Below are 23,693 nucleotides of genomic sequence, written 5' to 3'. Positions count from 1 at the left end.
CTCCGTGCCCGCGGCGTGCGCGCCGCACGGTCCCGCCCGCGCGTCGGGGCATGGTCACGCCGGGCCCTCGGGAATGTGCCGGCGAGGGCCGGCACCCGACCGGCGGGCGTCCCGGTGCCGCAGCGCCCATTTCCCGTCCGTGCCCTTCCCGTCCGCGCGTGGGCGGGTGCGGCCCGGCGCCGGGTGCGGGCCGGGGCGGGCGCCGTCGTGCCGGGACGTCGGCGGGCGTGTGCCCTCGGCCGTCGGGCAAGTCGCGCCGGACCCGTCGGATCGTGACCGGCGCCGACGGCCGGGCGTCGGCTGCGGCAGCGCGCACGTCGTGTCCCGATCCTCTCGAGCTCCCGCGGCCCCTGCCGCGGAGGCCGCGTCCGCGTCATCCCGGGCGGGTGGACCGCCTGCCCCGACTCCACAGTCCGGCCCTCCCCCGGCCGGTGATCCCCCCTCGCCCTCACCGTTCTCCTCGGCAGCCTCGCCACCGCCGCCGGGGTCCGTCTCGCCGGTGGCCGATCCGGAGCGCGCGTGCCGTTCCGTGCGCAGGCAGCGCCGTACCGACTCGGGGTCCAGGCCCTCGTTGCACGCCTGGTGCAGCAAGCGGGCGAAGAGATAGTCGGGGTCCGCGCCCAACGCCATGGCCAAGGCCTCCCTGGCCTCGACGCCGTCACCGGACGACCAGGCGACCCAGCCCGCGAGGGTCAGCGGCGCGGCCGCGTGCTCCCCGTACGACCCGACGCAGCGACGGGCCAGGGCCCGCCACAACCGGAGGGCCGGACCGGCCTCGTCCCCCTCCATCCACTCGGCCGCCCGGTCGCGGGTCGTGCGGTCCTGCAGGCCGAGGATCAACGCGGCCGCCTCCTCGTCCCCGAGCAGTTCGTCGTCCCGCAGGTCGGCGGTGGACGCGTCGGCGGCGAAGGGCGCCTCGGCGAACCGCCGCATGACGTGCTCGGCCAGGTCCAGGGTCGTCGCGGCCACCTCGGCCCGTCCGGCCTCGTCGAGGATCCTGGGCACCAGCGCCCGGTTCGCGGCGTCCAGCGCGCTCTCCTGGCCGTGGGCCGCCGTGAGCTCGCGGGGGAACAGCCTGGCCCGCAGTTCCCGCAGGCTGCCGCGCACCTGGATGCCGGCGTAGGTGGCCGCGGCGGCCAGGACCGAGGTGCCGGGCAGCCCCATGGGCAGGCCGTCGTCGGGGCAGCACCCGGTACTGGGGCAGCAGTAGGACCAGAAGCGGCCGCCAGAGATGCACAGCGCCTCGATCACCGGGACGTCCAGGCGGCCGCATTCCGTGCGCAGTTTCTGGGCCAGCGGCCGCAGCCTGAGCATGACCTCCCGTCCCGACTCGCCGGGCGACGGCTCCTGGCAGACGAAGGCGACCATCTGCTCCGGCCTGGCGCCCCGGCGCTCGCTGCCGGTGATCAGGCCCTGTGCCAGCTGGCGGGCGGCGGACCCCCAGTCGGCCGGGTTCGGCGGGATGCCGAGCCGGGCCCGGCCGCCGAACCTGCCCCGCCCGCCCTGTTCGTGCAGGGCGGCCAGGACGATGCTGTCCTCGGGCGGATAGCCGAGGAGGTAGGGCAGCGCGTCGGCGAGCTCGGCCGGAGTGCGCAGGGTGACCTGGTGTTCGGGGGTGGGACCGTCGTAGGTGATGTCACCGTTGTCGGCGGCGTTGTCAGAGGAGTTGCCCGAGGCGTTTTCGGATGATCCAGCCGTTTCGCTGTGGTTCGTCATGCGCCGACGATCTCGCGGAACGCGGATTTCCGCTCGGCCTGTGGATAAGTCCGCTGTGGACAACTTCGACCAGGAACATGTCAACAGCGTCGAGGAGCGGTCGGCCCACAGCACCGGGGAGCGGTCATCCCACAGCGCCGAGGTGCGGCCGGCCCAGAGTGCCGAGGAGCGGCCGGTCCGGTCCGGCTCCGGGGCCGTCGCACGGCCCGGCCCGTGCCGATTGTCAGTGCCGTCCTGTTGTATGGAACGCATGGAGCACACCAGCAACGCGGAACTCCGGGCGGCGGCCGACGCGGTCCTCGCCCGCCTCGTCGGCGACGCCACGGGCGCCGCCCGGCTGCGCGAGGACCAGTGGCGGGCGATCGAGGCGCTGGTCGCCGAACGGCGCCGGGCCCTGGTCGTCCAGCGCACCGGCTGGGGCAAGTCCGCGGTCTACTTCGTGGCCACCTCCCTGCTCCGGGCGCGCGGCAGCGGCCCCACCGTGATCGTCTCCCCACTGCTCGCGCTGATGCGCAACCAGGTGGACGCCGCGGCCCGCGCCGGCATCCACGCCCGGTCGATCAACTCGGCGAACACCGAGGAGTGGGACACCGTCCAGGCCGAGATCGCCGCCGGCGCGGTCGACGTCCTGCTGGTGAGCCCCGAGCGGCTGAACAACCCCGACTTCCGCGACCAGGTGCTGCCCAAGCTCGCCGCCGCGACGGGGCTGCTGGTGGTGGACGAGGCGCACTGCATCTCCGACTGGGGCCACGACTTCCGGCCCGACTACCGCCGGCTGCGGACCATGCTCGGCGAGCTGCCGCCGGGCGTCCCGGTCCTCGCCACCACCGCCACCGCCAACGCGCGGGTGACGGCCGACGTGGCGGAGCAGCTGGGGACCGGGGACGCCTCGGACGCCCTGGTGCTGCGCGGTCCGCTGGACCGGGAGAGCCTCAGTCTGAACGTGCTGCGGCTGCCGGACGCCGCGCACCGGATGGCCTGGCTCGCCGATCACCTCGACGAGCTGCCGGGGTCGGGAATCATCTACACGCTCACGGTGGCCGCGGCCGAGGAGGTGACCGCCTTCCTGCGGCACCGCGGTCACACCGTCGCCTCCTACACCGGCCGCACGGAGAACGCCGACCGGCAGCAGGCCGAGGACGATCTGCTCGCCAACAAGGTCAAGGCGCTGGTCGCCACGTCGGCTCTCGGCATGGGATTCGACAAGCCCGACCTCGGTTTCGTCGTGCACCTGGGCTCGCCCTCCTCCCCCATCGCCTACTACCAGCAGGTGGGCCGCGCCGGCCGCGGCGTCGAGCACGCCGAGGTGCTGCTCCTGCCGGGCAGGGAGGACGAGGCGATCTGGGAGTACTTCGCCTCGCTCGCCTTCCCCTCCGAGGAACTGGTGCGCCGGACCCTCGACGTGCTGGCCCGCGCGCAGGGACCGGTGTCGCTGCCCGCCCTGGAGCCGCTGGTCGAGCTGCGCCGCTCCCGCCTGGAGGCCATGCTCAAGGTGCTCGACGTGGACGGGGCGGTCCGGCGGGTCAAGGGCGGCTGGGTCTCCACCGGACAGCCGTGGACGTACGACGCGGAGCGCTACGACTGGGTGGCGCGGCAGCGGGCGGTCGAGCAGCAGTCGATGCGCGAGTACGCGGCCGCCTCGGGATGCCGGATGGAATTCCTGCAACGCCTTCTGGACGACGAGACCGCCAGACCGTGCGGCCGCTGCGACAACTGCGCGGGCGCCCGGTTCACCGCCGACACCTCCACGGCCGCGCTGGACGCCGCCCGCGTCGACCTCGGCCGGGCCGGGGTGGAGGTCGAACCGCGCCGCATGTGGCCGACGGGCCTGCCGGCGATCGGCGTCGAACTCAAGGGCCGTATCCCGGCCGGTGAACAGGCCGCCGAGGGGAGGGCGTTGGGGCGGCTGTCGGACATCGGCTGGGGCAACCGGCTGCGGCCGATGCTCACCGCGCACGCCCCGGACGGCCCCGTGCCGGAGGATGTGGCGCGGGCCGTGGTGGGCGTGCTGGCTGACTGGGCCAAGGGGCCCGGCGGCTGGGCCGCCGGGGCGGCGGACGCACCGCCGCGCCCGGTCGGCGTCGTCACCGTGGCCTCCCGCACCCGGCCCCGGCTGATCCAGTCCCTGGGCGCGCACATCTCGCAGGTCGGCCGGCTGCCGCTGCTGGGGTCCGTCGAGTACGCCGAGGACGCGCCCCGGGTGCCGCGCAGCAACAGCGCCCAGCGCCTCAAGGTCCTGGACGGGGCGCTGACCGTGCCGCCCGCGCTGGCCTCCGCGCTCGCCGACCACCGGGGCCCGGTGCTCCTGGTGGACGACTACACCGAGACCGGCTGGACCCTCGCGGTCGCCGCTCGCCTGCTGCGGAGGGCGGGGGCGCAGGGAGTGCTGCCGCTGGTTCTCGCCGTTCAGGGGTGAACCGGCGTCGCGCCGGCCGGTGACCGGGCGGGCACCGGCCGGCGCCCGTTCGGCCTCACGCAACGTGACCGGTGCGGCCGGATGCGGGACGGCCGCCGGAACGGGACGCGCATGCCTTCTGACCGCCGTGTCTCCGCGCCGGGCGGCGGGGCGGGGACGTCGCGGCGCGGGCTCCTCAGGCGTCGTCGGGCAACACACTGGGTAGGGATATAAGACGCGCCTCGCCCGATAACGGTCGGTGGCCCCAATTGCTCGTTGCCGCATCCAAGTTCGACAGGAAGAATCGGAGTCCGCTCCCCGCACGGCCCGGCCGTGGTCCGGCAGGGCTCCCCCGCGGTGTGCGCTCCCCGACATCCGACCCCGCCCGCAGTGTGGGCGCGTAGCCGAAGGGAGGAACGTGACCTTCGGATTCGCTCCGTCCTCGGCGGCCTCGTTGTCCGCGTCCGCCGCCTCCGCCCATCGTGTGCTCGAACCCGCGGAGTGGGCCGCGGCGGGCATACCCCTGCTGCGCAACCCGCGGGAAGTCGTCAGCGGACTGCACTCCCGGCACCGTCCCGGCCCCGCCACCGCCGTGGTCGCGGTCCTCGATCCGGACGAGCGGCTGCGGGCGAGCGCGTCGTTCTTGCGCCGCCCGGCGACCGCCGACGGCTGGATCTACCGCAACGCGCTGCTGGACCAGTTGCGCCGGGTCATCCCGCACGATCTGCGCCGCCGTACCCCGGTGCGCACCGCCGTACTGCTCTACTGCCGTGAGGGCGACGCGCGTTGGACCGAGGAGGACGGGGCGTGGATGTGGGGTCTGCGTGACGCCTGCACGCTGCACGGGCTGCGCTGCGGGGCGTACATCACGCTGACCCGGGACGGCTGGCAGGTCTTCGGCGAGGGCCGGGGCGGCCGACGGCCGAGCGCCGACTCCGCGCCCGAGCCGTTCGGTTCGGCCGGCACGCGGCCACCGCCGCTCCGCACCGGCGGAGCGGCCTCCGAGGTGCTGCGCCGAGCCGTGGCCCGCTGACCCCGGCCGGCCCCAGAACGTCCCCCACGGCTTCGCCCGACGGACACACCGTGCGCGCGGCCCGGGCATGCCGAAGCGGCCGTCGCGCGGCGGTACCGCGACGACGGCTGCGGCCCGGCACGGCCCCGGACGGGCCGAGCCTTCCGGACGCGTCCGGAACGGCTCAGACGCCCGCGCCCAGCACCGAGTTGATCTGCTGCGGGTCACCGCAGACGATCAGCAGGGCACCGGCCCGGGAACGGGCCAGCGGCAGGACACCGGCGGCGACGCCTTCGGCGCCGCCGTTGACGGCGACGACGACCACCGGACGCGACACGGCACGGGAAGCGACGGCGGCGTCCGCGTAGAAGACGTCGTCGCCCGCGTCGTGCTGCGCCCAGTAGGACGCCTCGCCGAAGGACAGCTCGTGCGTGGCCCAGGGGTGCGGGTCGCCCGTGGTGATCACCAGGATGTCACCGGGGGCGCGACCGGACTCCAGGAGCAGGTCTACGGCCTCCTCCGCGGCGTCGAGCGCACCCTCGGCGGAGGCCGGGAGCAGCTGGACCTGCGGGGCGGCAGGGGCGGCGGGGGCAGCCGGACCCGCGGGTCCGGGCTTGGTCACGGCCGTGTCCCGCGCCGTGCGTTGCACCGGCGGCGCCGGCCGCGCGGGGCCGGGGCGACCGGGGCGCGACGGAGCCGCGGGACGGGGGCCGGGTACAGGACGGGGGGTCGGCGCGGTACGGCCGGAGGCCGGTGTGACGCGGGGACCCTGGGCGCTCTCGTGAATCTGAGGCTCCTCGGGAATGAGAGGCATGGGCTGATATTTATCAAACATTGGTGCGACTCGCGCGGGCGGGTGGCACATCCGGACAGGCGGAACCGTCAGAAGTCGAAGCCGAGCTGACCCTCGATCTCCGGAACGCCTCCGTCCGCCTGGACGCGGACCTTCTTGAGGTGCTGCCACCGCGGCAGCGCATCAAGATACGCCCACGACAGCCGGTGGTACGGGGTGGGTCCCCGTTCCGCCAGCGCGGCCTTGTGCACCGGCGACGGATAGCCGGCGTTGGCCGCGAAAGCGAAGTCTGCATGCTCGCCGCCGAGTTCGGCCATCATTTTGTCGCGGTGGACCTTGGCGATCACCGAGGCCGCCGCGACCGCCACGCACGACTGGTCGCCCTTGATGACCGTGCGGACCCGCCAGGGGGAGCCGAGGTAGTCGTGCTTCCCGTCGAGGATGACCGCGTCGGGGCGCACGGGAAGCGCCCCGAGGGCCCGCGAGGCCGCGAGCCGCAGCGCGGCGGTCATCCCGAGGTCGTCGATCTCCTCGGGCGAGGCGTGCCCGAGGGCGTACGCCGTCACCCACTTCCGCAGTTCCGCGTCGAGTGCGGTGCGTCGCTTGACGGTGAGGAGCTTGGAGTCGGTGAGGCCCGCAGGGGGCCGGCGCAGTCCGGTCACCGCCGCGCAGACGGTGACGGGGCCGGCCCACGCACCGCGCCCCACTTCGTCGACACCGGCAATGACCTTCGCTCCGGTCGTGGCGCGCAGGGAGCGCTCGACGGTGTGAGTGGGTGGTTCGTACGGCATGGCGCCCTTAGCCTACGCCGCCCCGATCCCGCGGCGACACCCCGGTTTCCGTCAACGGTCGGACCGCCGCCACCTTCACTCGCGCACACGATTCGCCCGTACGCCACCACGGCTCCGGACACCCAGGGGACGCGACCGCCGCCCATGGCGCCGGAGCACGGCCGCCCCAGCATTTCGCGCACCAACGCGAAGGGCGATCACGCCTCAGGTGACGCAAGAGGCGACGGCGACGCTGTGCGGCGGGCAGGTCCCCGCACCACGCGCATCGCATTCGCGAATTACAGAGGCGAAGCGGAGGAACCGGTACCCGACGTATGCCGAAGGGCGTCGGTTCAGACGGCCGCCGGGACCCACTCCGGCAGTGCCTCGGTGCGCCGTACCCACTCGTCCGGCGGCGTCCCCGCCGCGCCGGCGGCCAGCACGCCGCCCACGATGGCGCAGGTGGTGTCCACGTCGCCGCCCACCTGGGCGGTCGTCCAGAAGGCCTCCTCGAAGTCGCCGAGCCGCCGGGCGGCCGACCAGAGGGCGAACGGCACCGTGTCGTGGGCGCTCGTGCGGCGGCCGCAGCCGAGGACGGCGGCGACCGTGCCCGCGTCGCCGTAGTCGAGCATGTCGCGGGCCCGGCGCAGGCCCGCGCCGACGGCGCTCCTGGCCGGCACGAGCGCGATGACGCCGTCGAGCAGCGCCTGGGGGCTCGGCGGTCCGCCGGGAGCGGCGGCCAGGGCGGCGGCGGCCGCCACGGCCATGGCGCCGACCACCGCCTCCCGGTGCTGGTGGGTGGGGTAGGCGGAGATCTCCGCCTGGTGGGTGGCCTGCTCGGGGTCGTCCGCGTACCAGGCACCCAGGGGCGCGATCCGCATGGCGGCGCCGTTGCCCCAGGAGCCCCGGCCGTCGAAGAGGGCGGCGGCCAGTTCCCGCCACTCCCCGCCCTCCCGGACCAGGCGCAGCAGGCGGTTGACGGCGGGGCCGTAGCCGCGGTCGAAGTCGTGGTGGTGGGCGAAGGAGTGGGCCAGCGCGTCCTGGTCGATGCGCTGATGGGCGGCGAGCACGGCGACCACGGAGCAGGCCATCTCCGTGTCGTCCGTCCACTGCCAGGTGCCGGGCGGCGGCTCGCGCCGCTTGAGCAGCGGATGGTTCACCGGGACGAAGAACTGCGAGCCGAGCGCGTCCCCCACCGCGAGTCCGCGTGCGCTGGCCAGGGCGCGGTCCAGGCGCCCGCCGGGAGAGGAGTCAGGGTTCATCGCTCAGCCACTCTATCCAGTGATCCCGTACGGTTCCGGGTCGCGCCATCGATCGAACGGCCGGTTGAGAACGTACCTGCCGTCGTCCCCGAGAACGAGCATCCGCATCTCGGCGTTCCCGGGGTTGGACAGCGACTCGAATTCCGCGACGGTCCAGTGGAACCACCGCATGCAGAACAGCCGCATCGCCAGGCCGTGGGTGACCAGGAGGACGTTGGGCGGGTGGTCGGGGGCCTCGAAGCTGCGGAAGAGGCTCTCCAGGAAGCCGCCGACGCGGTCGTAGACGTCGGCTCCGGACTCTCCCTGGGCGAAGCGGTAGAAGAAGTGGCCGTAGGCGTCCCGGTAGGCCTTCTGGAGGCGTACGTCGTCGCGGTCCTGCCAGTTCCCCCAGTCCTGTTCGCGCAGCCGCGGCTCCTCCCGCACCCGTATCAGGTCGGGGTCGAGGTGGAAGGCGCGCAGGGTCTCGTGGGTGCGGCGGTAGGGGGAGACGTAGACGCTGACGTGTTCCCGGCCGAACAGGTCGCGCAGTTCCTTGCCCCGCTCCCCGGCCTGCCGCAGGCCGCGCTCGGTCAGGGCGAGCGCGTGGTCGGGCTCGCGCTCGTAGACCGAGTCGTCGATGTTGCCCTCCGACTCGCCGTGCCGGACGAGGACGATGCGCCGTGGTCGTGCCATGCCGAAACACTAGATCGGACGAGCGCCGATCGAAGACTCGGGCGAGCCGCGTACGGTGTACGTCACACGGACCGGGCGGGCCTCGGGCGCCCCGGTGAGCCGGGTGGGCGCCTCACACCGTCCAGGCGGGCTCCAGTCCCACGATGTCGCCCGTGAGCGCGGCGACGTCGGCCTCCGTCTGGGCGCGCAGCGCGAGCCGCTCCACCCGCTCGGTGCGGTACTTGCCGTGCTCGGCGGAGGACTGCCACATGGACAGCACCAGGAACTCGTTGCCCGGCGCCTCGCCGAACAGTCCGCGCACCATGCCGGGGGAGCCGGCCATCGCCGGGTTCCAGACCTTCTCCTGCATCAGGGTGAAGTGCTCGGCGCGCTCCTCGTGGACGCGGCACAGGGCGACGCGCAGCAGGTCGGCGTCGGTGAAGCGGGGTTCGAAGCCCGTCTTCACGTCGAACCGGTGGTCGAACAGCCGGACTTGGGCGTCCTTGAAGGTGCCGCTCTGGGACGCCGCCAGCCGGTCGTGCGAACGGGCCATGAAGGAGTCGTAGAAGGCGCGGCTCTCCCAGAAGGCGAAGATGTGCGCCACTTCCTGCCGCCCCCGGCTCCAGCCACCCCCTTGTCCCCGAAACCCCGGCTCTCCCAGAAGCCCCGCCCACTTCCGCTGCCCCCGCTCGAACCCCCGGCGGTCCACCACGGTGCAGCGAATCCACTTGACCAGCACCGCGCCATCGTACGGCCCAGGAGCGTGGTGTCGGTCACTTCCGTGGGGACTGCGCCCGCGCGTGCACCCCCGGGTACGTGGCACGATGGACAACGAGCGCCCGCCAACAGGTAGTTGAAGCAGGAAGGGCGCACGGGAACCGGGAAGGGGGAGTCCGGTGAGCGGGCTCAGCAAGGGAATCCGCAAGGTCGAGGCCGCGATCAAGTGGGATCCGAGTCCGGCGGGGCAGCCGCCCACCGACCTGGACATCGTCGCGGGCGCCTATCTGGCGAGCGATCCGTACGGCGCGCCGGACTATCTGGTGCACTTCGACAGCCGCTCCCCCGACGGCACGATCTACCTCAACCGGGACAGCACGGACGGCAAGGGCTTCGGCTGGGACGAGGTCATGACGCTGGAGCTCGAACGGCTCTCCGAGCGGTACGCGCGCGTGGTCGTCGGTGTGGTCATCCAGCAGCGCTCCGCACCGCGCACCTTCTCCGGGGTGCTCGACGCGGGGCTGCGCATCCGGGAAGGCTACACCGTGCTCGTCGAGGACGACTTCGGCGGTGTGCCGTCGGCGACGGCGGCGGCCGTGGCCGAGTTCGCGCGGGACGAGTCCGGGAACTGGCGGATCAATACCGCCCTGCACGGTTTCGAGGGCGACCCGGCACAGTTCACCCGCGTCATGGGCCGCGCACACCGCACCTCCTGATCTGTTCGATCTGTGCGTACGGGCGGCTGCGCATACGGGTAAGGGGCGCCGGCCATGGCCGGCGCCCCTTACCTCACCTCAGGGCATGCCCGGGGGTCAGCTGCAGCCGCTCGTCGAGCCGCAGCCCTCGCAGATGTAGCAGGATCCGGCCCGCTGCATCTTGGTGCCGCAGGAGAAGCACAGCGGGGCGTCGGCCTGGATGCCCAGCTGCATCTCCACCAGCTCGGCGCTGGTGTGGGCCTGCTTCGGGGCGGGCTGCGCCGCCTCGATCTCGGCCTTCGGCGTGGCGACGGCCTTCAGGTCGGTCTGCCGCGGCGCGGACTGGGCCAGTCCCTCCACGTCGACGTCCTCGTCGATCGGCTCGTAGGAACCGGTCTCCAGGTGACGCTGGCGCTCCTCGGCGGAGTGGATGCCGAGCGCGGAGCGCGTCTCGAAGGGCAGGAAGTCCAGCGCCAGGCGGCGGAAGATGTAGTCGACGATCGACTGCGCCATCCGCACGTCCGGGTCGTCGGTCATGCCGGCCGGCTCGAAGCGCATGTTGGTGAACTTCGAGACGTACGTCTCCAGCGGCACGCCGTACTGGAGGCCCACCGAGACGGCGATGGAGAAGGCGTCCATCATGCCCGCGAGGGTCGAGCCCTGCTTGGACATCTTCAGGAAGACCTCGCCGAGACCGTCGTCCGGGTAGGAGTTGGCGGTCATGTAGCCTTCGGCGCCGCCGACGGTGAAGGAGGTGGTGATGCCGGGACGACCCTTCGGAAGGCGCTTGCGGACCGGGCGGTACTCGACCACCTTCTCGACCTTGGCCTTCGGCTCCTCGACGGTCTCGGTCTTCTTCTCCGAGTCCTTCGTCTTGGCCGACAGCGGCTGGCCGACCTTGCAGTTGTCGCGGTAGATCGCGAGCGCCTTGACGCCCAGCTTCCACGCCTCGTAGTAGATCTCCTCGACCTCCTCGACGGACGCCGTCTCCGGCATGTTGACCGTCTTGGAGATGGCGCCGGAGATCCACGGCTGGATCGCGGCCATCATGCGCACGTGGCCCATCGGGGAGATGGCGCGCTCGCCCATGGCGCAGTCGAAGACCTCGTAGTGCTCCGGCTTGAGACCGGGGGCGTCGATCACATTGCCGTTCTCGGCGATGTGGGCGACGATCGCTTCGATCTGCTCCTCCTGGTAGCCCAGGCGGCGCAGGGCCTGCGGGACGGTGCCGTTGACGATCTGCATCGAGCCGCCGCCGACCAGCTTCTTGAACTTGACCAGGGCGAGGTCGGGCTCGACGCCGGTGGTGTCGCAGGACATCGCCAGGCCGATGGTGCCGGTCGGCGCGAGGACGGACGCCTGGGAGTTACGGAAACCGTTCTTCTCGCCGAGGCGCAGCACGTCCTGCCAGGCCTCCGTGGCGGCGGCCCACACCGGGGTGTCCAGGTCGTCCATGCGCACGGCGGTCGCGTTGGCGTCGTGGTGCTGCCGCATGACGCGCTGGTGCGGCTGGGCGTTGCGGGCGTAGCCGTCGTAGGGGCCGACGACGGCGGCCAGTTCGGCGGAGCGCTTGTAGGCGGTGCCGGTCATCAGGGAGGTGATGGCGCCGGCGAGAGCGCGGCCGCCGGTGGAGTCGTAGGCGTGGCCGGTCGCCATCAGCAGGGCGCCGAGGTTGGCGTAGCCGATGCCGAGCTGGCGGAAGGCGCGGGTGTTCTCGCCGATCTTCTGGGTCGGGAAGTCGGCGAAGCAGATCGAGATGTCCATCGCGGTGATGACCAGCTCGACGACCTGGGCGAACCGCTCGACCTCGAAGGACTGGTGGCCCTTGCCGTCGTCCTTGAGGAACTTCATCAGGTTCAGCGAGGCGAGGTTGCAGGACGTGTTGTCCAGGTGCATGTACTCGCTGCACGGGTTCGAGCCGTTGATCCGGCCGGACTCCGGGCAGGTGTGCCAGTGGTTGATCGTGTCGTCGTACTGGATGCCCGGGTCGGCGCAGGCCCAGGCGGCCTCGGCCATCTTGCGGAAGAGGGACTTGGCCTCGATCTCCTCGATGACCTCGCCGGTCATCCGGGCGCGCAGGCCGAACTTGCCGCCCCGCTCGACCGCCTTCATGAACTCGTCGTTCACCCGGACGGAGTTGTTGGCGTTCTGGTACTGGACGGACGTGATGTCGTCGCCGCCCAGGTCCATGTCGAAGCCCGCGTCGCGCAGGGCGCGGATCTTCTCCTCCTCCTTCACCTTGGTCTCGATGAAGTCCTCCACGTCGGGGTGGTCGACGTCGAGGATGACCATCTTGGCGGCCCGGCGGGTGGCGCCGCCGGACTTGATGGTGCCGGCGGAGGCGTCGGCGCCGCGCATGAAGGAGACCGGACCGGAGGCGTTGCCGCCGGAGGAGAGCAGCTCCTTGGAGGAGCGGATGCGGGAGAGGTTCAGGCCGGCGCCCGAGCCGCCCTTGAAGATCATGCCCTCTTCCTTGTACCAGTCGAGGATCGACTCCATGGAGTCGTCGACGGACAGGATGAAGCAGGCGGAGACCTGCTGCGGCTGGGGCGTGCCGACGTTGAACCAGACCGGGCTGTTGAAGCTGAAGATCTGGTGCAGAAGGGCGTAGGCCAGCTCGTGCTCGAAGATCTCGGCGTCGGCGGGCGAGGCGAAGTAGTTGTAGTCCTCACCGGCCTTCCGGTACGTCTTCACGATGCGGTCGATCAGCTGCCTGAGACCGGTCTCGCGCTGCGGGGTGCCGACGGCACCGCGGAAGTACTTGCTGGTGACGATGTTGACCGCGTTCACCGACCAGAAGTCGGGGAACTCGACGCCACGCTGCTCGAAGTTGACCGAGCCGTCGCGCCAGTTGGTCATGACGACGTCACGGCGCTCCCAGGCCACCTCGTCGTACGGGTGCACGCCGGGGGTGGTGTGGATGCGCTCGATGTGCAGCCCCTTGTTCCCCGCCTTCGCGCCCTTGGCTCGGGAACCTCGTGCCGGACCGCTCGCCGTCTCTGTCATGCCGCCTCCCTGTACGGGCGAAAACGCCCTGAAGTGCCCGGATGTTCCGAGACACGGTGTGCTGTCTGGTACTGCGGGCATCCGTTCCGCTGCCGCCCGCAGCCGTCTTTCCCGCCGCCGCTGAGCCGGCCCCGGAGTGTGGTCCGGGCCGGCCCGCCTGTCAGTCGGCGGCGCGCGCGGGCGCGGGGACGTCGGCCGTCCCACCGCGCCCGCGGTCGTCTTCTTCCGGGCTCCCCGCGACGGCGTCCCCGCCGTCCCGCTGCGCTGCGGCGGGGTGCCGCGCGCCGTCCCGGAGTTCCGTGATGGCCGCCTCGAAGTCCTCCAGCGAGTCGAACGCCCGGTAGACGGACGCGAACCGCAGATAGGCGACGAGGTCGAGTTCCTGCAAGGGGCCGAGTATGGCGAGCCCCACCTCGTGGGCGGCGACCTCGGCGCTTCCGCTGGCCCGGATCGCCTCCTCGACGCGCTGCCCGAGCAGGGCGAGCGCGTCCTCGGTGACCGGCCGTCCCTGGCACGCCTTGCGCACCCCGTTGATGACCTTGGTGCGACTGAAGGGCTCGGTGACGCCGGACCGCTTGACCACCATGAGCGAGCACGTCTCCACGGTCGTGAACCGACGGGAGCAGTCAGGGCACTGGCGGCGCCTGCGGATCGACGTGCCGTCGTCCGTCGTACGGCTGTCGACCACACGGCTGTCGGGGTGCCTGCAGAAGGGGCAGTGCATGGACTCCATCCCTCCTCACAGCAGACTCAGAAGCCTCGTCGGGCCTCATGGGCCCCGCGAAGCAGCCCCAAGCATAGGCGATGAAAGAGGCGCCGCAGACCCGGGTCACCACAACTTCTGGGACGTGTTGACCGGACAACCACTACATGTGGGGATCGACTCGCGCGCAGTGACCGTCGGCGGCGTGTCGCGCCGCAGGGCCGGGAGGCGTCTGCCCCGGTCGTGGCCGCTCACACCCCGCCGGGCGCCGGTGCTCGGCGCGGGCGACGGCGGATGGCAGACTGGGCGCGGACGGCGGGCCTCCACCCCGGCGGTGCAGGCTATCGCAATGGGCCCATTTGTCCGTGCGGTGGGGCGCAAGCCATACACCCTGAGACGTGATCAAGTCCGTATCTCCACGTTTTTTCACTCGAACGTGTGTTTGGCGCAACCTTTCGAAAGCCACTACCGTTGTGCCGGAGGGAGACCATCGAGAGGGGCCGACGTGACCACCACCGCAGACAGTGCCACCATCACTGCCCAGGACCGCCCCCAGGGCCGACTCGAGCCGGTGCATGCCATGAACGAAGCCGTGACCCCGGAGGGACCCAAGCGTTCCCTGCCGGGCCGACCTCCAGGCATCCGGGCGGACAGCTCGGGCCTCACCGACCGGCAGCGGCGGGTGATCGAGGTCATCAGGGACTCCGTCCAGCGGCGCGGCTATCCGCCGTCGATGCGCGAGATCGGCCAGGCCGTCGGCCTCTCCAGCACCTCCTCGGTCGCGCACCAGCTGATGGCGCTGGAGCGCAAGGGCTTCCTCCGCCGTGACCCGCACCGCCCGCGCGCCTACGAGGTCCGCGGCTCGGACCAGGCGGCCACGCTGCAGCCCACGGACACCGTCGGCAAGCCCGCCGCGTCGTACGTCCCGCTGGTCGGCCGGATCGCCGCCGGCGGACCGATCCTCGCCGAGGAGTCGGTCGAGGACGTCTTCCCGCTCCCCCGGCAGCTGGTCGGCGACGGCGAGCTGTTCGTCCTGAAGGTCGTCGGCGACTCGATGATCGAGGCCGCGATCTGCGACGGCGACTGGGTGACGGTCCGCCGTCAGCAGGTCGCCGAGAACGGCGACATCGTGGCCGCCATGATCGACGGCGAGGCCACCGTCAAGCGCTTCAAGCGCGAGGACGGCCATGTCTGGCTCCTGCCGCACAACGCGGCCTACGAGCCGATCCCGGGTGACGACGCGACCATCCTCGGCAAGGTGGTGGCCGTCCTGCGGCGCGTCTGAGCGATCGCGGTGGACGGGTACGCCCGCCGCCCCCTGATCGGGCCCCGGAACCTCTGCGCCGGTTCCGGGGCCTTGTGCTGCTCAGACACCGGGGCGCGCCTCGTGCTGTTCAGCTCACGCTGCTCAGACGGCGGCCGCCCGGCCCGTCACGTCGCCTCCGACTGCCGCGCCACCGCGTCGATGGCCGCCAGGGACTTGCGTACCTGATTGCGGTCCGTGGTGTACCAGAAGTCCGGCAGCGACGCCTTCAGATAGCTGCCGTAGCGCGCCGTCGCCAGCCGCGGGTCCAGTACGGCGACCACGCCCCGGTCGCCCGAGGCCCGGACGAGACGCCCGGCGCCCTGCGCCATCAGCAGCGCGGCGTGGGTGGCGGCGACCGCCATGAAGCCGTTCCCGCCGGCTTCCTCGACCGCCTTCTGGCGGGCGCTCATCAGCGGGTCGTCCGGGCGCGGGAAGGGGATCTTGTCCATGACCACCAGCTGGCAGCTGGGGCCGGGGACGTCGACGCCCTGCCAGAGCGAGAGCGTGCCGAACAGGCAGGTCTTCGGATCGGCGGCGAAGTTCTTGATCAGTTCGCCCAGCGTCTCCTCGCCCTGGAGCAGGATCGGGAACTCCGGGACCCGGCCGCGCAGCTCCTCCGCGGCGAGCTGGGCCGCCCGCATCGAGGAGAACAGCCCGAGCGTCCGGCCGCCGGCCGCCTGGATCAGCTCCGTCAGCTCGTCCAGCATGTCGCCGCGATCGCCGTCCCGGGCCGGGCGGGCCAAGTGCTTGGCGACGTAGAGGATGCCCTGCCTCGGGTAGTCGAACGGCGAGCCGACGTCCACGCCCTTCCACTGCGGCACGTCATCGCCCTCCGTGCCCTCCGGGGCGAGCCCGAGGGAGGCGCCCACACCGTTGAAGTCGCCGCCGAGCTTGAGGGTCGCCGAGGTCAGGACCACGGAGCGCTCGGTGAACAGCTTCTCGCGCAGCAGCCCCGACACGGACATGGGCGCCACCCGCAGGGAGGCGCCGAACCGGTCGTGCCGCTCGTACCAGACGACGTCCCACTCGGAGCGTTCGGTGATGCGCTCGGCCACGTCGTGCACGTTCTCCACCGAGGCCAACGCCTGCTTGCGCACCGCGTCCTCGTCCTGGACCGACTTGTCGCGGGTCGCACCGATCCCCGAGATGACGTTGCGGGCGGCGTCCCGCAGCGCCAGCAGCGCGTAGCCGAGGTCCTCCGGGACCTCCTCCAGCCGCCCGGGCAGGGCCAGCTCCATCACCCGCTCGAAGCCCTCGGCGGCGGTCTGCAGCTGATCTGCGGCCTTCTCGTTCACCAGTTTCGCGGCGCGCCGCACCGCGCGGTTGACCATGCCGGGAGTCAGCTCGCCGGTGGCGACGCCGGTCACCCGCGACACCAGCTCGTGCGCCTCGTCCACGATCAGCACCTCGTGCTGCGGCAGGACCGGTGCGCCCTCGATGGCGTCGATCGCGAGCAGCGCGTGATTGGTGACGACGACCTCGGCGAGCTTGGCGCGCTCGCGGGCCGTCTCGGCGAAGCACTCCGCGCCGTAGGCGCACTTCGAGGCGCCCAGGCACTCGCGGGAGGACACCGACACCTGCGCCCAGGCCCGGTCGGAGACGCCGGGCGTGAGGCCGTCGCGGTCACCGGTCTCGGTCTCGTCCGACCAGTCGCGCAGCCGCAGCAGGTCCTGGCCCAGCTTGCTGCTCGGCGCCGCCGCCTCGAACTGGTCGAACAGGCCCTCCTCCTCGTCCTGCGGAATGCCCTCGTGCAGCCGGTGCAGGCACAGGTAGTTGGAGCGGCCCTTGAGCATGGCGAACTCCGGGCGGCGGCGCAGCAGGGGGTGCAGGGCGTCGACCGTGCGCGGCAGGTCCCGCTCGACCAGCTGGCGCTGGAGGGCGAGGGTGGCGGTCGCCACGACGACCCGCTCCCCGTGCGCGAGCGCGGGCACGAGGTAGCCGAGGGACTTGCCGGTGCCGGTGCCGGCCTGGATCAGCAGATGCGATCCGTCGTCGATCGCGTCCGCGACGGCCTGGGCCATGGTCACCTGGCCGGGGCGCTCCGTGCCGCCGACGGCGGCGACCGCGGCGTGGAGGAGTTCGGGGAGGGAGGGCTTCGTCATAGCCCGACCACCCTACGGCCCGGGACTGACAAACGGGTTCCCGAGCCGAGGACCGGACACCGACCCCGCTCCGGTACGGACAGAACCGATCGGAACCGGGCACGACCGCGACGCGGGCCGGAACCTCACATCAGGTGCCTCAGGGAGCGGTCCCGGAGCATGAGGGCGGCCCGTTTGCCGGGCAGGTCGATCTCGGCGGCGTAGCGGAAGCCGGCGGCGAGGAACGCGGTCACGGAGGACGCGTTGCGCAGGTCCGGTTCCGCCACGACGCGGGCGCAGGCGGGGCGCGTGTCCAGGATGAGGTCGGCGACGGCTCTCAGCAGTGCGCTGCCGAGTCCTCGCCCGCGGTCGGCGTCGCTGCCGATGAGGAGGTGGACTCCGGTGTCGTGCGGCCGGGCCGGGTAGTGGCGGGCCAGCGGGTCGAGATCGGCCCGGTAGATCTCCCAGTAGCTCATCGGTGTGCCGTCGAGCAGGCCGACGCAGGGGACGCTGCGGCCGTCGCCGTCGAGCTGCCCGCCGAGGTGGACCTCGGTGAGCCGCTGTTCGCCGGCCAGCTGCCAGAACTCGGCGACGGCGGGGTCGTTCATCCAGCGGGCGACGAGCGGCAGGTCGCGTTCGAGGCGGACGGTGACCAGCTGGAGGACGCCGACGGGGGTGGCGACGGGGCCCCGGTCGCCGACCCCGTCCAGCAGATCGTCCGCGGGCGGCCGGCCGGCCCCCTCGACGAAGCGCGCGACGAAGTCGTCCGGCAGGTGCAGGTCGAGCGTGTCCTCGGCGTCGGCCACGGCGTCGGTCCCAGCGTCGGCCACGATGTCGGTACCGGTACCGGCCTGGGTGTCGGTCCCGGCGCCGGCCGGGGTGCCCGGGGCCGGGTCGGGGGCGGTCGCGTCGGCGGGGGCCTGTTCGACGGCGGTGCCGGCGTCGGTGGGAGGCAAGGCGCGCTCCTCTCGGAGGACGGGGAAGGCGGAGTGGGGCTGTGAGCGGACGGGTCCCGGGTCGGGGGGTGGGGACGCGGCCGTACGACGGCGGTGCCGGCGTACGGCGGTGCCAGCGTACGGCGGCGGGCGCGGGCCGGACGCGGTCAGGTGTGCAGGGGGTTGGCGATGGTGACGTAGACGGACTGGGTGTCGACCGGGCCGACGAGTTCGTCCAGGCCGTGCAGCCGGGTCAGCAGATTGGCCTTGCAGCGCAGTTCCGGGGAGTCGAGCAGGCGGGCCGGCAGGGTGGAGCGCATCCGGCCCGGACCGGCGGCGGCCTCGCCGAGGAAGCGGCGGAGGGCGGCCAGCAGCAGCCCCTCGTCGGCGAGCCGCTGGGAGCCGAAGGCGCCGATCAGGCCGAAGGCGTTGTTCACGGCGAGGTAGTAGGCGAGGCGTTCGTCCGCGACCTCGTCGGCGACGAAGGTGTCGCTGCGCTCGCCGAGGCCCGGCAGCAGCGCCGTCAGCTCCGTCTGCCGGGAGGCGCGGAAGTAGTAGCCCTGGTTGTCGCGGTAGCGGCCGCCCGCCGGCCAGCCGTCGCCGTCCAGCAGCAGCAGCGTGTTCTGCTGGTGGGCTTCGAGGGCGATGCCCACCTCGCCGTCCAGCCAGAGCACGGGGCGGATCACCTGTTCGAGGTAGCGCAGGAACCACTCGGCGGCGACGGCCCCGCGCGGCCGGCCGGTGCGGGCGGCGAGCCGCGTGACGATGTCGGCCAGGCGCGACCGCACGCCGGGCGCGGTGCCGGGGCGCGGGGATCCGCCGGGGTCCGGACACGGTCGCGGGGAGAGGAGTCCGGCGACGCAGGCGACGTCGTCCGCCGGGCCGAACGGGTTGTGGCGGATCATCACGTCCAGCCCCGGAACGGGGGCTCCGTCCGGGTCGTCGACGGCCAGCCAGGCCGGGTCGCGGACGATGTCGAAACCGTCGTGCGCCGCCCGCCACCGCTGCCGCAGGCCGCCGCGCAGCAGCCGGTGGACCTCGACGCCGCGGTGCAGTTCCTTGCGGAGGTTCTCGCGCCGGGAGTTGGTGATGCGCAGGCCGAGGGAGAGTTTGAGCATCGCGGCCGCGCCGGTGCGGTGGACGGTGCGTACGGAGGAGGTGGGGTGCCAGGACGCCCCGTACGGGCCCAGGTCGCGCAGGAGTCCCGCCGCCAGCAGTGCCGCCGTGTCGGGGCGGTACCGGATCTCGCGTGCCTGCCAGGGGTGCAGCGGCAGGGCGGCCCAGCCGTCGGGGAGCGGCAGTCCCGCCCCGGCGAGACGGGCCGTGAGCCGGTCGGCGGGCACCGGGCGGCCACGCTCGGTCCAGGCCGAGTCGGCGGCGAGGAGTCGGGGGGAGAGCGCCGTCCAGTGCAGGGGGAAGGAGCCGCGCAGCTCGGGTGAGCAGGGCCGCGCCTCCGCTTCGGACAGACCCTCGCGGCTCTTGGGCGCCGGGTGCAGGGGGTGCCCGAGGATCAGGGCCTGCTCGGCGGCGAGGAAGAGGTCGGGGCCGTCGGCGGGGCGCGCGCGGCGGTCGGCGAGGAAGACGGCGGTACGGCGGACGGAGTCGGCGACCCGCGCCACCAGGTCCACGGCGGCGGCCGGGTCCGGGGCGGCGGACGGGCCGGGAGCGGCTGTGTCGGCGGAGGCAGCAGGGCGCGCCGCCGGGTCCGGGCCGGACGGGCCGGACGGGCCGGACGGGGCCACCGGGGACGGGGCGGGTTCCCCCGACGCCTCCCGGGCGAGCAGGGCGGCGACCGTCACCGCGTCGGCCGGCGCTGCGGACGCCGGGGCGCCGGCCAGGCGCGGCGCGCCGAACCGGTGCCAGCCCGTCACCGACCAGTGGAGTACGGGCACGAGCAGGGCGGTGCCGCTGGCCGGGAGCGGGACGTGGAGGGTGTCGCCGTGGGGGGCGGCGGCGCCGGTCTCGCGCGCCCAGCAGCGCAGCAGGTTCTCGACTCCCGCGGCCTGGGCGGCGGTGTGCGGGTCCGGGTGCTCCAGGAGGTCGGTGACCGCGCCGTCGTCCGTCCCTTGCTGGTGCGGTGACCTGATGGCTTGGCGGGGAACCGTGTCGGCCGGGTCGTGCGGAGGGGTGGGGCGGCCGTGCGGGGTCGGGGCGGTGGTCAAGACGGTTCCTCGGGGTGTCGTACGGGTCGTCGGTCGATGAGGGCGGACAGCGGACGGACGGGTGGGCGGAGGGCGGGTTGACGGAAGGATGGGCAGACAGCCCGATAGCCGGACTGGCGGACAGTCCGACAGACTGACAAACGCACTGGCGGACAGTCGGACGAGCGGACCGACGAGCGAGAGGGCCGAAGCCCTAGTCCGCCTCCGCCCCCTCCGCGGCCCCGGCGACGGCTCGGCGCGGACGGCGGGTCACGGGCGTCCGGCCGCCGCCCTGGCCGGTGCGCTCCCGGCCGGCGTGCTCCCGCGCCGCCGCGTCGACCGCGTCGGCCAGCCGTTCCAGTACGGCCGTCGCCTGCTCGTCGGTGATCGTCAGCGGCGGAAGCAGCCGTACGACGCTCGCGTGGCGGCCGCCGAGTTCGACGATCAGACCGCGCCGCAGGCACTCCCGCTGGACCGCGGCGGCGAGTTCGGGCGCGGCGGGCCGGGGCTGCGGGGAGTGGTCCTCCAGCAGGGCGACGCCCTGGCCGTCGGCGCCGCGGTCCTCGCGGCGCGGCTCGGCCTCCGGGTCGACCAGTTCCACGCCCAGCATCAGCCCCCTCCCCCGCACCTCGCCGACGCAGGGGTGTTCCCCGGCCAGCGGGCGGAGTCGGTCGAGCATGCGGGCGCCCAGCTCGGCAGCGCGTTCGGCGAGGCGGTTCTCGCGGACGTGGGCGAGGGTGGCGGTGCCCGCGGCCATGGCGAGCTGGTTGCCGCGGAACGTCCCCGCGTGCGCGCCCGGCTCCCAGACGTCGAGGTCGTCCCGGTAGACGACGACGGCCAGCGGGAGGCTGCCGCCGATGGCCTTCGACAGCACCATCACATCCGGTGTCACCCCGCTGTGCTCCACCGCCCAGAACACGCCGGTGCGGCCGACGCCGGTCTGGATCTCGTCGGCGATCAGCGGAACGGACCGCTCCGCGGTGATCCGCCGCATGCGCCGCAGCCACTCGTCCGGCGCCGGGAGGACCCCGCCCTCGCCCTGCACCGGTTCGAGGATCATCCCGGCCGGCAGCGGCACCCCGGACTTGGGGTCGTCCAGCACGGACTCGGTCCAGCGCGCGGCGAGTTCGGCGCCCCGGCGACCGCCGACGCCGAACGGGCACCGGTAGTCCTGCGGGTACGGCAGTCGGGCGACCCGTACGTCCGTGGCGTGTCCGGAGGCGGCGGACGCCTCGGCGGTCATCCCGTGGTACGCGCCGGCGAAGGCCATGATCGGGCCGCGGCCGGTGGCGGCCCGGACCAGTTTGAAGGCGGCCTCCACCGCGTCCGTGCCGGCCGGGCCGCAGAACTGCACGCGCGCGCGGGCCGCGAGTCCGGGCGGCAGCGTGGCGAAGAGTTCGCTGACGAAGGCGTCCTTGACGGGGGTGGCCAGGTCGAGGGCGTGCAGCGGCGCGCCCGAGTCGAGCACCTTGCGGACGGCGGCGAGGACCACGGGGTGGTTGTGTCCGAGAGCGAGGGTGCCCGCGCCGGAGAGGCAGTCCAGGTAGCGGCGGCCGTCGGCGCCCTCGATGGTGAGCCCACGAGCGCGCACCGGCACGATGGGCAGGGTGCGCGCGTAGGTGCGCGCCGCCGACTCGCGCGCCGACTGGCGCCGCAGGATCCCCTCGTTCAGGGCGCGCTCGTCCGCGGAGGCGTGTCCTCCGGGCGCAGACTCCGTCACGGTCACGGCTCGCCGTCCTCCCGCTGTCCCAAGGTCTCGGCCGCCCCCTGTCCCGAGGGGCCCGGCTGCCACTGCCCGCGCGGCACGCGGGCCGGCGGCGGGGGCCCGAACGCGGACAGCGGGCCCCCGCCGCTACAACCGCGGACCGTCCGCTCGGTTACGGGTTGCGGGGAGATCCACGCCCTGACGCAGCAGTGGCCGAACCGCCGCGGCTCCCGACTCCCGCCCGCACCCGGCGTCCGGGCCGGCGGCGGCTCGCGGCCGGCCTCGCGCGAAAGGGCGTCAAATCGGCGAATCTACGGATGATTGACCAGGTCAGACGCTTGTAGCCGAACCGTTGCCGTTCCGTCGGCACCGCCCCACGGCGACCGCATAGTGTGTGGTGGCGTTCCGGCACGCCGCGACACGCCCGCATCCGAACGGAGTTGGGCGCGTGGGCGCGGCGGCAGCAGCAAGTCCGTTCATCCCAGGGGGAGTCAGAGCATGCGACCCATTCGCCCGTCCGTCACCGGCCGTCGGAGAGGGGGCGCCCGGCGCGCGGCCTCCCCGGTGCTGGCCGCCGTCGCGCTGGTTCCGGTCATGGCCCTCGCCGCCACCGGGTGCAACTCGGGTGACGACGACGCGGACGCGAAGTCCTCCGCCTCCGCGACCGCCGCGGGGGCAGGCGCCACCGGCGACGGCAGGATCAAGATCCCGGAGGACCTCCGCAAGAAGCTCAAGGACCACGGGATCGACATCGACAAGTGGAAGAACGGCGCCTGGAAGAACTGGGACAAGGACGACTGGCTGCGCGAGGCCAACGACTTCGTCAACCCGATCATCCAGGGCCTGTGGGACCCGGACCGGATGCGCCGGGCCAACGACCCGGACAAGCGCGTCGACACCAACGACATCTCCGGTGACCAGGGCGTCACCGACCCGACGCCGGCCCCGGTCAGGGCGCAGGCGGTGTCGCCCGCCTACCACGCCAACGCGGCCACCGCGGGCAAGGTGTTCTTCGACTCCCCCGAGGGCACGATGGTCTGCTCGGCGACGGTAGTCGAGGACCCCGCCCATCCGGGCAAGTCCAACCTGGTGTGGACGGCCGGCCACTGCGTGCACGCCGGCAAGAAGGGCGGCTGGTACCGCAACATCGCCTTCGTTCCGTCGTACAACGACGCGGGCCGCAGCGCCGCTCAGTTGCAGGGCGCGAGCCGGGACGAAGTCGCCCCGTACGGCGTGTGGTGGGGCGACGGGGCGCAGACCTCCGACCAGTGGATCGCGAACGGCGGTGCGACCGGCGGGCAGGGCGCGCCGTACGACTTCGCCGTGATCCATGTGACGCCGGAGAAGGGCGGGAACGGCAAGTCCCTCCAGGAGACGGTCGGCGCGGCGCTGCCGGTGAACTTCGACGCCCCGGCCGTGCCGAAGGTGCGGAGCATCACCGCCACCGGCTACCCCGCGGCGCCGCCGTACGACGGGCAGCGGCTGTACCGGTGCCAGGACCGGCCCGGACGGCTGTCGGTGACCGCCTCCGACCCGACGATGTACCGCATCGGCTGCACCATGACCGGCGGTTCCTCCGGTGGCGGCTGGGTCGAGACGGGTGCGGACGGCAAGCCGGCGCTGGTCTCCAACACCTCGATCGGCCCGGTGTCGGCGGGCTGGCTCGCCGGGCCGCGCCTGGGTCCGGTGGCCAAGAGCGTGTACGACACGGTCAGCAAGAAGTTCGCCGGGCGGTGAGCGCCGCTCGATGAGCGGGCCGTGACCGCGCTGGCGGCGGCCGGGCGCCGGAACGCGCGCCCGGCCGC

The 23,693-nt window shown here is 73.2% G+C and carries 17 protein-coding genes; 5 read left to right on the top strand and 12 right to left on the bottom strand.

Annotated features, from left to right (window positions below):
* Window positions 1–54: 54 nt before the first annotated feature.
* Window positions 55–1,716: a DUF4192 domain-containing protein gene (locus ABEB07_RS03420; RefSeq protein ID WP_345666952.1), complete on the bottom strand. Its 1,662-nt coding sequence runs from the start codon at window positions 1,714–1,716 to the stop codon at window positions 55–57.
* A gap of 250 nt (window positions 1,717–1,966) precedes the next feature.
* Here ABEB07_RS03420 and ABEB07_RS03415 point away from each other — a divergent pair, with 250 nt between their 5' ends.
* Complete coding sequence (locus ABEB07_RS03415) at window positions 1,967–4,132, top strand: RecQ family ATP-dependent DNA helicase (RefSeq protein ID WP_176150807.1); 2,166 nt, start codon at window positions 1,967–1,969, stop codon at window positions 4,130–4,132.
* Window positions 4,133–4,529: 397 nt separating this feature from the next.
* Window positions 4,530–5,144: a hypothetical protein gene (locus ABEB07_RS03410; RefSeq protein ID WP_345666951.1), complete on the top strand. Its 615-nt coding sequence runs from the start codon at window positions 4,530–4,532 to the stop codon at window positions 5,142–5,144.
* Window positions 5,145–5,307: 163 nt separating this feature from the next.
* Here the strand turns inward: ABEB07_RS03410 and ABEB07_RS03405 are convergent, their stop codons facing one another.
* From ABEB07_RS03405 to ABEB07_RS03385, 5 genes are all read right to left on the bottom strand, one after another.
* Complete coding sequence (locus tag ABEB07_RS03405; protein WP_176150805.1) at window positions 5,308–5,937, bottom strand: hypothetical protein; 630 nt, start codon at window positions 5,935–5,937, stop codon at window positions 5,308–5,310.
* Window positions 5,938–6,005: 68 nt separating this feature from the next.
* The gene (locus ABEB07_RS03400; RefSeq protein WP_176150804.1) at window positions 6,006–6,707 is read right to left on the bottom strand and encodes a ribonuclease HII; all 702 of its coding nucleotides are present in this window, start codon (window positions 6,705–6,707) and stop codon (window positions 6,006–6,008) included.
* A gap of 332 nt (window positions 6,708–7,039) precedes the next feature.
* Window positions 7,040–7,948 (bottom strand): ADP-ribosylglycohydrolase family protein, encoded by a 909-nt coding sequence (locus tag ABEB07_RS03395; RefSeq protein WP_164587488.1) that lies wholly within the window; start codon window positions 7,946–7,948, stop codon window positions 7,040–7,042.
* A 12-nt stretch (window positions 7,949–7,960) separates the two neighbouring features.
* Window positions 7,961–8,620, bottom strand: coding sequence for a histidine phosphatase family protein (locus ABEB07_RS03390; protein ID WP_345666949.1), 660 nt, complete (start codon window positions 8,618–8,620; stop codon window positions 7,961–7,963).
* Between the two features lie 112 nt (window positions 8,621–8,732).
* Window positions 8,733–9,338, bottom strand: coding sequence for a YdbC family protein (locus tag ABEB07_RS03385; protein WP_164587490.1), 606 nt, complete (start codon window positions 9,336–9,338; stop codon window positions 8,733–8,735).
* Window positions 9,339–9,495: 157 nt separating this feature from the next.
* Here ABEB07_RS03385 and ABEB07_RS03380 point away from each other — a divergent pair, with 157 nt between their 5' ends.
* The gene (locus ABEB07_RS03380) at window positions 9,496–10,032 is read left to right on the top strand and encodes a TerD family protein (RefSeq protein WP_164587491.1); all 537 of its coding nucleotides are present in this window, start codon (window positions 9,496–9,498) and stop codon (window positions 10,030–10,032) included.
* Between the two features lie 96 nt (window positions 10,033–10,128).
* Here the strand turns inward: ABEB07_RS03380 and ABEB07_RS03375 are convergent, their stop codons facing one another.
* On the bottom strand, window positions 10,129–13,017 hold the full coding sequence (locus tag ABEB07_RS03375) for a vitamin B12-dependent ribonucleotide reductase (protein ID WP_176150801.1): 2,889 nt from the start codon (window positions 13,015–13,017) through the stop codon (window positions 10,129–10,131).
* Between the two features lie 160 nt (window positions 13,018–13,177).
* A complete protein-coding gene (gene nrdR, locus ABEB07_RS03370) occupies window positions 13,178–13,741 on the bottom strand; it encodes a transcriptional regulator NrdR (RefSeq protein ID WP_176152155.1) in 564 nt (187 codons plus the stop codon).
* Between the two features lie 484 nt (window positions 13,742–14,225).
* Here nrdR and lexA point away from each other — a divergent pair, with 484 nt between their 5' ends.
* Complete coding sequence (gene lexA / locus ABEB07_RS03365) at window positions 14,226–15,005, top strand: transcriptional repressor LexA (RefSeq protein WP_164587497.1); 780 nt, start codon at window positions 14,226–14,228, stop codon at window positions 15,003–15,005.
* 146 nt (window positions 15,006–15,151) lie between these two features.
* Here lexA and ABEB07_RS03360 read toward each other — a convergent pair whose 3' ends face one another.
* The 4 genes from ABEB07_RS03360 to ABEB07_RS03345 all read right to left on the bottom strand — a co-directional run bounded on the left by ABEB07_RS03360 (window position 15,152) and on the right by ABEB07_RS03345 (window position 21,909).
* Complete coding sequence (locus ABEB07_RS03360; RefSeq protein ID WP_345666948.1) at window positions 15,152–17,128, bottom strand: ATP-dependent DNA helicase; 1,977 nt, start codon at window positions 17,126–17,128, stop codon at window positions 15,152–15,154.
* Window positions 17,129–17,253: 125 nt separating this feature from the next.
* Window positions 17,254–18,063 carry a GNAT family N-acetyltransferase gene (locus ABEB07_RS03355; protein ID WP_176150799.1) on the bottom strand — a complete coding sequence of 270 codons (810 nt, stop codon included), beginning with the start codon at window positions 18,061–18,063 and terminating at the stop codon, window positions 17,254–17,256.
* A 146-nt stretch (window positions 18,064–18,209) separates the two neighbouring features.
* Entirely contained in the window at window positions 18,210–20,204 is a 1,995-nt protein-coding gene (locus ABEB07_RS03350) for an IucA/IucC family protein (protein WP_345666947.1), read from the bottom strand.
* A 193-nt stretch (window positions 20,205–20,397) separates the two neighbouring features.
* Window positions 20,398–21,909 (bottom strand): diaminobutyrate--2-oxoglutarate transaminase family protein, encoded by a 1,512-nt coding sequence (locus ABEB07_RS03345; RefSeq protein WP_345666946.1) that lies wholly within the window; start codon window positions 21,907–21,909, stop codon window positions 20,398–20,400.
* 477 nt (window positions 21,910–22,386) lie between these two features.
* Here ABEB07_RS03345 and ABEB07_RS03340 point away from each other — a divergent pair, with 477 nt between their 5' ends.
* Window positions 22,387–23,625, top strand: a complete 1,239-nt coding sequence (locus tag ABEB07_RS03340; protein WP_345666944.1) for a trypsin-like serine peptidase — start codon at window positions 22,387–22,389, stop codon at window positions 23,623–23,625.
* The last annotated feature ends 68 nt before the right edge of the window (window positions 23,626–23,693 follow it).

The organism is Streptomyces similanensis (assembly GCF_039543625.1).
In the GTDB taxonomy this organism is placed as follows: domain Bacteria; phylum Actinomycetota; class Actinomycetes; order Streptomycetales; family Streptomycetaceae; genus Streptomyces; species Streptomyces similanensis.
The sequence above is the reverse complement of the archived record's forward strand: the minus strand, read 5'-3'. Positions and strand labels throughout refer to the sequence as shown.

Bases quoted from the DNA above. Each gene is read 5' to 3' on its own strand.
- ABEB07_RS03400 (WP_176150804.1), bottom strand. From the start codon at position 6,707: ATGCCGTACGAACCACCCACTCACACCGTCGAGCGCTCCCTGCGCGCC.
- ABEB07_RS03405 (WP_176150805.1), bottom strand. From the start codon at position 5,937: ATGCCTCTCATTCCCGAGGAGCCTCAGATTCACGAGAGCGCCCAGGGT.
- ABEB07_RS03340 (WP_345666944.1), top strand. From the start codon at position 22,387: ATGCGACCCATTCGCCCGTCCGTCACCGGCCGTCGGAGAGGGGGCGCC.
- ABEB07_RS03390 (WP_345666949.1), bottom strand. From the start codon at position 8,620: ATGGCACGACCACGGCGCATCGTCCTCGTCCGGCACGGCGAGTCGGAG.
- ABEB07_RS03360 (WP_345666948.1), bottom strand. From the start codon at position 17,128: ATGACGAAGCCCTCCCTCCCCGAACTCCTCCACGCCGCGGTCGCCGCC.
- ABEB07_RS03395 (WP_164587488.1), bottom strand. From the start codon at position 7,948: ATGAACCCTGACTCCTCTCCCGGCGGGCGCCTGGACCGCGCCCTGGCC.
- nrdR (WP_176152155.1), bottom strand. From the start codon at position 13,741: ATGCACTGCCCCTTCTGCAGGCACCCCGACAGCCGTGTGGTCGACAGC.
- ABEB07_RS03375 (WP_176150801.1), bottom strand. From the start codon at position 13,017: ATGACAGAGACGGCGAGCGGTCCGGCACGAGGTTCCCGAGCCAAGGGC.
- ABEB07_RS03415 (WP_176150807.1), top strand. From the start codon at position 1,967: ATGGAGCACACCAGCAACGCGGAACTCCGGGCGGCGGCCGACGCGGTC.
- ABEB07_RS03420 (WP_345666952.1), bottom strand. From the start codon at position 1,716: ATGACGAACCACAGCGAAACGGCTGGATCATCCGAAAACGCCTCGGGC.